Source organism: Erwinia rhapontici (genome assembly GCF_012271765.1).
GTDB lineage: Bacteria > Pseudomonadota > Gammaproteobacteria > Enterobacterales > Enterobacteriaceae > Erwinia > Erwinia rhapontici.
Map to the genome: position 1 here is coordinate 185,724 of NZ_VRKO01000010.1, position 10,306 is coordinate 196,029.

6 protein-coding genes are annotated in these 10,306 nt (G+C 53.5%); 2 read left to right on the plus strand and 4 right to left on the minus strand.

Annotated elements, in window-relative coordinates:
- Positions 1-10: 10 nt before the first annotated feature.
- Entirely contained in the window at positions 11-1,027 is a 1,017-nt protein-coding gene (locus tag FVB43_RS06250; RefSeq protein WP_242462118.1) for an alpha/beta hydrolase family protein, read from the minus strand.
- 76 nt (positions 1,028-1,103) lie between these two features.
- Between FVB43_RS06250 and FVB43_RS06255 the strand changes: the two genes are divergently transcribed.
- Both FVB43_RS06255 and rcsC read left to right on the plus strand, forming a co-directional pair.
- On the plus strand, positions 1,104-2,087 hold the full coding sequence (locus FVB43_RS06255) for a helix-turn-helix domain-containing protein (RefSeq protein WP_133841423.1): 984 nt from the start codon (positions 1,104-1,106) through the stop codon (positions 2,085-2,087).
- 105 nt (positions 2,088-2,192) lie between these two features.
- Positions 2,193-5,045 (plus strand): two-component system sensor histidine kinase RcsC, encoded by a 2,853-nt coding sequence (rcsC, locus tag FVB43_RS06260; protein WP_133841424.1) that lies wholly within the window; start codon positions 2,193-2,195, stop codon positions 5,043-5,045.
- An 84-nt stretch (positions 5,046-5,129) separates the two neighbouring features.
- On the opposite strand, the gene rcsB is transcribed toward rcsC, so the two are convergent.
- Genes rcsB through FVB43_RS06275 form a run of 3 tightly spaced genes read right to left on the minus strand, consistent with a single transcriptional unit; the run spans position 5,130 to position 9,609 of the window.
- Positions 5,130-5,777, minus strand: a complete 648-nt coding sequence (gene rcsB, locus FVB43_RS06265; RefSeq protein ID WP_062742930.1) for a response regulator transcription factor RcsB — start codon at positions 5,775-5,777, stop codon at positions 5,130-5,132.
- 1 nt (position 5,778) lies between these two features.
- Positions 5,779-8,439: a phosphotransferase RcsD gene (rcsD, locus tag FVB43_RS06270; RefSeq protein ID WP_133841425.1), complete on the minus strand. Its 2,661-nt coding sequence runs from the start codon at positions 8,437-8,439 to the stop codon at positions 5,779-5,781.
- A 15-nt stretch (positions 8,440-8,454) separates the two neighbouring features.
- On the minus strand, positions 8,455-9,609 hold the full coding sequence (locus FVB43_RS06275; protein WP_167863599.1) for an MFS transporter: 1,155 nt from the start codon (positions 9,607-9,609) through the stop codon (positions 8,455-8,457).
- Positions 9,610-10,306: the final 697 nt, after the last annotated feature.

The window sequence follows — 10,306 nt, forward strand, 5'->3', positions numbered from 1 at the left end:
AAAACAGAACTTACTTAGCGGGCCGGGGCGCGAGAAAACCGTGGTGTTGCATAAACTGGCCGACGTCGGCCAGGGTTTTCTGGTGGATCACTTCCCGTTGCGCCGTTGGGGTTTCACAAATAAATGCCTCCCCTTCCTCTGCCAGAATCGCGGCGGCATTGGGCTGGCAGAGCGGTAGAAAGTCAAAGTGCCCGGCATCAGGCACGGTTATCAGCGGTAATTTAAGACGATCCACACCGAGATTCATCTTTCCGGTGGCACGAATAAAATAGTCTGCGGCGATGGTCAGCAACGGGATCTTGATGGTATCCAGACTGCTGCGGGTCAGTACGTAGCTCATGCCGGGGTCGAGGGCTATGACCCACTTCACCCTCGGATCGCGATAGCTGGCCGCCAGGCGCTGGTCGTCCGTGTTTTCCAGTCTGACGCCATCACGATAGTAAAACTGACAGTCTGGCATCTGTGGCATTCTCTGGCAGTAGTGGCTCATCTGCTGGCGGTTGGTGCGGGCACCGGCCAGCGCCAGCACGCTGTATCCGCCTTTAGAATGACCTATCGCGCCGATTTTTTCTGCATCGATGGTCTGCTGCCAGCGTGGAGCCTGAAGATAGTGGGTGAGCATAAAAGAGAGATCGGTTATCTGAAGGGTCAGATCGGTTTTTGGACTGGAATCTCCGGTGGTACTGCCGGGGTGGCTGGCGGCAATAACGATGGCACCGCGCGCTGCCAGAGGAACGGCCAGCCAGGCGAGACTGGCGTTATTACCGCCGCTGCCGTGGCTCAACACAATCAGCGGGAAACGGCCTGTTGCCAGCGGCGCATTCACGATAGCCGAGAACCCCGAAAAAACGCCATTCTCTGCCTGTCGCTGAGGGACTTGCTCGCTATGGCTGGGATAAAAAATACGCACATTCAGCGTGCGTGCGCGCTGGCTATCAACGATCGTTTCCTGCTGGCTGCCGACGGAATAGCACCACGCGGGGAGACTCAGTATCCATAGCATTGTGGAAATAATTAAACGCATCATATTCACTCGTCGTGTGGAAAAAGACTATTATCAGGACATTACAGGCGCCTGGCGTCCTCGATCGCGATAGAGTCCTATGCTGATACCGGTTAATTTTTTGCTCAGCCTGGTGTGCGTGTTGCTGTTGGTGCAGCGCCGATACACCGGACACTTGTTTCAACTGCTGCTGTGGTTGTGTCTGATGCACAGTCTGATTGCCGGGCTGGCTATTATGCTGCCCGGGGAAAAGGTCTGGCGCGGATTGCAGCCCATCACGGCGGCGGCACTGCCGCTGATGTGCCGTCTGGCGCTGGCACAGGCAACCGGGCAGAGCGTACACGCCTGGCGCAGTGCGCTGGTGGTCATGTTGATGGTCGCCTGCGTGCTGTGGCTGCCGCAGGGGATTGACTGGCTGCTGCCTGCCATCTGGCTGGGCTGTGCCGGCCTGATGTTGCTGCGGCTGAAATCGGGCAGCGATGTGTTGCCGGAGGCGGTACTGAGCGAGAGTGATCTGACGCTGCGCGGCTGGCGGCTGCTGGCGCTATTGCTGGTTGCGGTAGCCTTACTGGATATCACCGTGTCCTGGTTAATGATATTTGCGGCGGCGGAGGGAACCCCGGGACTGTTATTAGCCGGAAATCTGACCATCGCGGCGGTGATGTCGCTGTTGCTGTTGTTAAGCCGTGTACCTGTTGCACCGCCTGTGATCAAGGTGACGCGGGAGGCCAGTGCAGAGGACCCGGATATTGTGGCCCGTATTGATGCACTGATGCAGGCCGGGCTGTACCGGGAACCTCAGCTGAACCTTGCGCGACTGGCGCGCAAAGCCGGGATCCCGACGCGGCAGGTATCCGCGGCGGTGAATGCCCTCTATCAGCAAAGCGTGTCTCAGTATGTGAATGGCTGGCGTATCCGCGAGGCGGGGGAGCGTCTGGCGGGCAGCCAGCAGACGGTGATTGAAGTGATGGAGAGCGTCGGTTTCCAGACCAAATCCAACTTTAATCGCGAGTTTCGCCGCATCACGGGTAAAACCCCATCTGAGTGGCGCAAAGATGCCTGGGAACAGGCTGAAAATCACTGAAATAGCGGCCTGCGGGCGTGCTGATAACTGGCTTTTTTACCATGCTGACGCTACTGTATCGGCAATCATTTTCTTTTGTCCGTTATGGCTGCCAGTGGGTTACGCTTGAAATATCTTGTCTCTTTCCGAACGACGTTAAAGATCTCCCGCTATCTGTTCCGCGCCCTGGCGTTGATGCTGTGGACGCTGGGCGCACTGCTGACCACGTTTTATATCATTAACGTCATACACGAAAGAGAATCGCAGGTACGCCAGGAATTCAATACCAGCTATGATCAGGCTCAGTGGTATGTGCGCCACTCAGCGGACGTCATGCGTGAGCTGAAGTTTATTGCGGAAAACCGCCTGAATACTGCGACCAGCAGCCTTGATGGACTGAGCGGTGTCTCTGCAGGCAAAGCATCGCCGCCACAGTTCTACCCTCTGTATGCGGATTCCGACTGCAATGCAATGAGCAATACCTGGCGCAACTCACTGGAGCCTCTCAGTTATTTCCTGAGTTACTGGAAAGAAAATTTCGCTTCCGCCTATGAACTGAACCGGGTGTTCTTTATCGGTGGCGACAGCACCTGCCTGGCGGATTTCGGCCTGGGCACGGCATCCGTCGATCGTGAACGCGCGATGAAATCGCTGCGCGAGCGCATCCTGAAGTACCGTAATGGTAACGACGACGAGCGTAAAAACAGCCTGTTCTGGATCTCTCCGGCGGCACAGCCCGGCGTTGGCTATTACTACATGATCACCCCGGTGTATGTGGCCAATAAGGTCACGGCTCTGCTGGGCATTGAGCAGAGCATCCGTATGGAAGACCTGATCCTGCCGGGTAGCATGCCGGTAACGGCCACGCTGGTGGATCAGAATAATCAGCGTCTGCTCTCTTCTGCGCGCAATGGCCCGGATTTCTCAGCGGATGACCTGCCTGATGACGCCGCCTGGTTTGGCTATATTTCCGGCTACAATCAACTGATCATGAAGAAAAGTCTGTCACCGTCTTCGCTCAGTATCGTCTACTCGGTGCCGACCAATGTGATGATTGAACGGCTGAAAATTTTGATTATCAACGCCCTGTTGCTGAACCTGATCAGTGCGGTAGTGCTGTTTACGCTGGCATGGCTGTTTGAACGCAGAATGTTTTTGCCCGCAGAAGATAATGCCCACCGGCTGGAGGAGCACGAGCAGTTTAACCGTAAAATTGTGGCCTCGGCGCCGGTCGGGATCTGCATTTTGCGCACCAGTGATGGCACCAACATCCTCAGTAACGAGCTGGCTCATAATTATCTCACCATGCTGACTCAGGAAGATCGGCTGCGCTTAACCGAGATTATCTGTGGACAGCAGGTTAACTTTGTCGATGTGCTGACAGGCAGTAATACCAATCTGCAAATCAGCTTTGTCCATTCGCGCTACCGCAATGAGAATGTGGCGATCTGCGTGCTGGTTGACGTCAGTGCCCGCGTCAAAATGGAAGAGTCATTACAGGAGATGGCTCAGGCCGCAGAGCAGGCCAGCCAGTCCAAATCCATGTTCCTGGCGACCGTCAGCCATGAGTTGCGTACGCCGCTGTATGGCATTATCGGTAACCTTGACCTGCTGCAAACAAAATCTCTGCCGCCGGGCGTTGAGTCGCTGGTGACGGCCATGAACAACTCCTCCAGCCTGTTGCTGAAAATCATCAGTGATATTCTCGATTTCTCCAAAATTGAGTCTGAGCAGCTGAAAATAGAACCCGCTGAGTTCTCTCCGCGTGAAGTGGTGGCACATATCACTTCCAACTATCTGGCAATGGTGGTGAAAAAGCGTCTGACGCTGTGGTGCTTTGTCGACAGCGATGTTCCAGCCACGCTGGATGGTGACCCGATGCGTTTGCAGCAGGTCATCTCCAACCTGCTGAATAATGCTATTAAGTTCACTCATACTGGCGGGATCATCCTGCAGGTTTACGTCAAAGATGGGTATCTGGCTTTCCGCGTGCGCGACAGCGGCGTGGGGATCCCGGCAAAGGAGTTGACGCGTCTGTTTGACCCGTTCTTCCAGGTCGGAAGTGGGGTACAGCGTAACTTCCAGGGAACCGGGTTGGGGCTGGCTATCTGTGAGAAGCTGATCAATATGATGGACGGTGATATTGAGGTCGACTCTGAGCCGGGCATGGGCAGCCAGTTTATTATCCGTATTCCGCTCTATAACAGCCGGGTGATAGCGCCAGAGTTGCAGGACGGTCTGCACGATAAGCAGTGCTGGCTGGCACTGCGTAATGAGCAGTTGGCCACGTTCCTGACGCGCTTGCTGGGCGAACACGGTATTCAGGTGCAGCGCTACGAAGGCGAGGCGGCGGCAGATGACGTGATGATTACCGATCATGATTTCCTGCCTGAGCAGGCCGTACGTGCCACTATCCGCTTTGACAGTCGCCACAATGATGCACCACAGCATCTGGGCGCGGGGCACTGGGTTTGTGCGACAACCACGCCGCACGAATTACCTTCATTGCTGGCGCGGATCTACCGGGTGGAGGCGGATCAGCCTGAAGGCGGGCTTGCCGTACTGGCGAAAGAAGCGCAAACCGCCGCGCATGATGACATCCTGATCCTCGTGGTCGACGATCATCCGATCAACCGTATGTTGCTTTCCGATCAGCTCGGATCGCTGGGTTACCGCGTGAAAACGGCGCGCGACGGTCTTGATGCACTTAACGTGATCGGCCGTAACGAGATTGATATCGTGTTGACCGATGTCAATATGCCGAATATGGATGGTTATGGCCTGACACGACGTCTGCGCGAACTGGGGAAAACGTTCCCGGTGGTGGGCGTGACGGCGAATGCGTTAGCGGAAGAGAAACAGCGCTGTATTGATGCGGGAATGGATAACTGTCTGTCTAAGCCGGTGACGATGGATACATTACAGCAGGCGTTAACGTTATATGCGCAGCGGGCAAGAGAGAGCAGGGCGAACGTTTAAATCATAAAGGCTGACCAAAACAGAAGGTCAGCCCCTGCAGATGTAGGGGCGACCATTTTTCCGGTCGCCCCGTCAGTCTTAAACTTAATCTTTAACCGGTGACATGCTGACTGATGACAGATAGTTCAGCAGCGCAATATCGTTATCCACACCCAGTTTCATCATGGCTGATTTCTTCTGGCTACTGATCGTCTTAATACTGCGGTTCAGTTTCTTGGCAATTTCGGTTACCAGGAAGCCTTCAGCAAACAGACGCAGCACTTCGCTCTCTTTCGGTGACAGACGCTTGTCGCCGTAACCGCCCGCGCTGATTTTCTCCAGCAGTTTCGCCACGCTATCCGGCGTATACTTTTTGCCTTTCTGCAATGCGGCCAGAGCCTTAGGCAGGTCGGTTGGTGCACCCTGCTTCAGTACGATGCCTTCGATATCCAGATCCAGCACAGCGCTGAGAATGGCTGGGTTATTGTTCATGGTGAGAACAATGATCGACAGATCAGGATAGTGACGCTTGATATATTTGATCAGTGTAATGCCATCGCCATATTTTTCGCCTGGCATAGACAAATCTGTCACCAGAACGTTGGCATCAAGCTTAGACAAGCTGTTAATTAATGCAGTGGAGTCTTCAAACTCACCGACAACATTGACCCATTCAATTTGTTCGAGCGACTTACGAATGCCGAACAGAACAATGGGGTGATCGTCGGCAATAATGACATTCAGGTTATTCATATTATTGGTTACCTTGCTGCAGCAGGTCATTGACGTAATTGTCAATTTCACTGGTGGTATTTTTGATGTTTGAATCGTCACACTGTTCAATGTGATGTTCTAACGTTTCACAAAGCTGCTTGCCGGGTAATAAATTTAACATGGCAAACACGCCTTTCAGCCGATGCGCAGTCTGAGCAAGCGCAGTAAAGTCCCTGTTTGCGGCCTCATTATACAGTCTCTTGACATCATCGGGTACTGTATCGACGAAAAGCTGGAAGTAACCACTGGCGAAAAGTTGAGCCGTGGTCTGTTGTTCCGCATTTTCGTCACCCAGCTCGTCCTGAGCCAGTTGCTGTTCAATCAACGTCAGCAGCGCATCCTGCATCGCACTGCTGATATTGAAATTGACCCGGTACTGATTGGATGAAATCTGGCAGAAACCCGGTTCATCACCGGAGAGCAGTAATGACCAGGGCGTCAAATGCTCAGGTTCATCCGTTACCAGTACATCGTGTTCCTGACCGGAGAAACGTTCGTCTGGCGTAATGCAGTTCGCTCCCCAGTCTTCAAGCTGATGTACGACGATTTTACGCACGTCATCAACGGTAATATCAATCAGGGCGTTGACGCCCTCCAGGAGCTTCTCTTCCTGTACCAGCTGGGGTTCCAGCGGCGTATGGAGCTGGATGCTGTAGCGCGAGCCGATATCCGGGCTGGCGCTGATATCCAGATGGCCACCTAACTGTTTGCACAGTTGCTTACACAGGAAAAAGGCCATGCCTGAGGCTTGACCATAACGGTCCTGATGAGTCTCACCCAGGTACGGGAAATCCGTGTTCGACATTTCGTCAGCCGAAAGACCAGCACCAGTATCAACAATCTCAATCGACAGGCGATCCGGGCGATCGTCGGGGGCGCTTACGGTGACGCTGACCCGGCCCCAGGTTGTGGTGGTCACGGCATAGTGCAGCAGCGTGGACAAGATCTTACTGATTGCCCGACGATCGCCAAAACGCGTCTCATCGCTGCTGCGGTGATTGGCGATCATCAGCGTCAGACCTTTGCGGCGCATAACCGGTAGCAGCTCAGCCACCAGCTCATCCAGCAGGGTTTGCAGATTGAAACTGCCTGCGTCCGGGGTCCAGTCGAGGGTTTCCAGCTGGTTCAGTAACACAATATCGTCAACCAGACGACTGAGAGCCTGAGAGGCTTCCAGCGAGGTATCCACCTGTTCGTCCGGATGTGCGGCAGCCAGCGCTTGCAGGCTGGTGATCACCTCGTTCAGTGGACGCTGCAACGCGTGACCGAGATTCTGCAAGAGCTGTTGGCGTGACTGATGGTTTTTATCCAGCACCTGCTGTGCTTTTTGCAGCTTTTTGTTCACCAACAACTCACGATCCTGATCGCGCATCATAAACACCTGCGTATGCGGTGAAATCATGCTGCGGGCATGACGGATCTCATACACCTCGTTGTTCACCGTGGCCTGCAAAACACCCTGATGTTGATCGGACATATTGATGATTTTTTGCAGATTGAGATGCGGCAGCAGGTGCTCAGCAATTTTATTGCTGATAAGGGTGCGGTTATTGGCAAAATCATACACCAGCAGCCCCACCGGGAGCGTACCGACGATCTCTTCATTCAACAGGCGCAGCGACTCCAGCTCGGCACTCTGGTTTTCACTGGGGCGCAACGACTGCTGGCGCAGCAGGAAAAGACCCGCCAGTGACATCAGCAGCAACGCGAGATTAGCCAGCAGCGGCCACAGCAGATTATGTAAGGTATCTACCACCAGCCCGGTGATCGGTACACGATAGATCAGCTGTAAGGGTGTGCTGGCCAGTGAACCGGCAATTTCGATATTAGGGTTAACCCAATTGATGCGGGTGGTGCTGCTGCTGTCCTGATTATCATCCCCTTCGGCAACCGGGGTGGTATCCTGCTTTAGCTGGAAATTCTCCAGCGGCATATTCAGCGGAATAATGTCGTTCACCGGCAGATCGAAAGCCACCACGGTCGCCAGATGCCCCGGCTGATTGAAGGTGGTACGCACGGTGAAGTAGTGGTCATTCTGCCAGGTAAAACGGCGCAACGGCGAGAAGCTCTCACGCTCGTCCAGCGCATTAGCCTGTTGCAGCATCTCGGCGCGACGTGCCTCAACGATGTTGCTGATCGCGCTTTCTTTATAGCGTGAGGCCATATCTTTTAATGGCAGGGTAGAGACCAGGATCAGGCTGTTGTCCTGCCCGTTGAGGAAATACATCGACCAGGTGCTGTTCTCGGCACCCCATAAGGTGTCGAGATAGTTGGACATACGCAGGGTCATATCCAGCGTGCCACTGTCGTGTGAACCAAAAATCAATGCTTCGGTTTTACGCCGGGTTTTCTCCAGATAATAGACATCCTGACGTAGACGGGTTTCCTGCAAACTGTTGCCCGCCGTGCCCGCCGCATTGGCCGCCAGGTTTTCATAAATCTGCCAGGTGGCGAAGCGATAGGTATCAATACGCTTTTGCATCGCGTGAGTGATATCCGCCATCGCGTAGCGCTTTTCTGTCAGCCAGGCGTTAACTGCATTGTGGATCATAAATCCTGATGCCAGTACCAGCACCAGAATAAACAGTGCAAAGAAGCGCGTAACATTGCCGGAAGTCAGTGGAAATTTATATGGCAACATGCAGTGAAACCCCGGTTAACGAGTAATCTGTCGGGCGCTGGCAGCAACGACCAACAGCAGCGCCGCAATGCCGCTGAACGCGACGGACAGGCTGGATAATTGAGAAATAAAACCGACCAACGCGGGCCCTGCAAGAATGCCGGCGTAACCGATAGTGGTCATCGCCGCGATGGCCAGATTGGCGGGCATCACTTGCTGCTTTCCCGCTGCGCTGAACATAATTGGCACGGCGTTTGAAGCACCAAACCCCACCAGCAGAAAACCGACCAGCGTCCAGGTGGCATCCGGTATCGCCACTGCCAGCACCAGGCCACCCGCCGCGCATAATGAACCGCAGAATAACGTTGCTGTGCGCCCGAACACGTTGACGATGCGGTCGCCAAACAGGCGGCCAATGGTCATGGCGATGGAAAATACCGCGTAACCCAACCCGGCTTGTGAGGCGGGCAGGTCACGGTTATGGGTTAGAAACAGTGCGCCCCAGTCAAGAATGGCACCCTCGGTTAAAAACAGAATAAAACAGAGCACGCCAAGGAACAGTACCCAGCCGCGCGGCATCACAAACAGCGGCATATCGGGCTGGTGCAGACGCTGGCTCAGCAGGTGCTGCTGGCAGTAAAGCCACAGCAACACCAGCAAAACATTGATCATCAGTATCGACACTAACGGAGAGGCACCGAGCGCGAGCGCAGCGCTGACCAGTCCGGCACCCACAATCCCGCCCGCGCTGAAGAAACCATGAAACCCTGACATCATCGCTTTTTTAGCCGTTTTTTCGACCTCGACGGCCTGGATATTCATGGCAACGTCGATCAGACCGATGGCGGCACCGAAGATCATCAGCGCCAGCGCCAGTGTAGAAGGGCTGGAGAGCGTTGCCAGTAGGGGTAAGAGCAGCAACAGCAACAGACTGCCCGCTGCAATAACGCGTTTGCATCCCAGACGACCCACCAGCATCCCGGTCAATGGCATCGCAATCAGCGAGCCTAATCCAAGAAACAATAACAGGGTGCCGAGTGAGCCATCGCTCAGCAGGGCACGATCTTTCGCATAAGGAACCAGGGGGGCCCAGGAGGCCATGCCGATACCGGCGATTAAAAATACCGCACGCGTGGCACGCTGTGTTGCCAGCGCTTTTTCCTCTGAGGCAGAGCCTTCCAGTATCGTCATTGTATCCATTTTGCCTGTCGCGTAATCAACCCCATTTTTTACCACAATTGTTGCCAGTTAAGAAGCTAAACCCTGCCTGCGAAGGCGATGCCGGGCAGGGTGCAACACAGAAAGACAGGATGGGCAAAGTTAATAACCTGGATAAATAGGGCGGTGAATCAGAATTGTCCCTTAACGCCAGCTTTTAAGAAGGTTCCTGGCTAAGGCTGAGCCTCTTTTACTTAACTCAAATTATTGTGAGGGAACATAAAATGCCGATTTTTACTGTTGAACCCGGAGCGGGGTTGGTGGCTTTTTAAGCTATTGCCTGCTTGTGCTTACGGTCACGAATCAACATGAAATTTTCGCGTCATTAACCCCGCGTTATTACCACGGTTAAGTCGCTTTTATGCCTGAAAGTGTCTAAACGGCCATCATCAAACTAATTTTTCTGTTAACTAAATCAAATCATTAATCAGTGGTTGCACTATTTTTCAGCATTTTTTGGCAATTAATCGGCTACTGTACTAAACCATTAAATTAAAATAATTAATCGCATCGATAAATTTTAATCAAATCACACATTCATTTTATTAATTATATGTGAATGAGGAATTAAACAAAAAATAAGTCAGTTTCAGCAAATTTAAGCCATTTTTTTCAGGGAGAGTCACTCTCTGACTGTGCATCAGGTGAAAAGTAACGCCCAACACGGTGT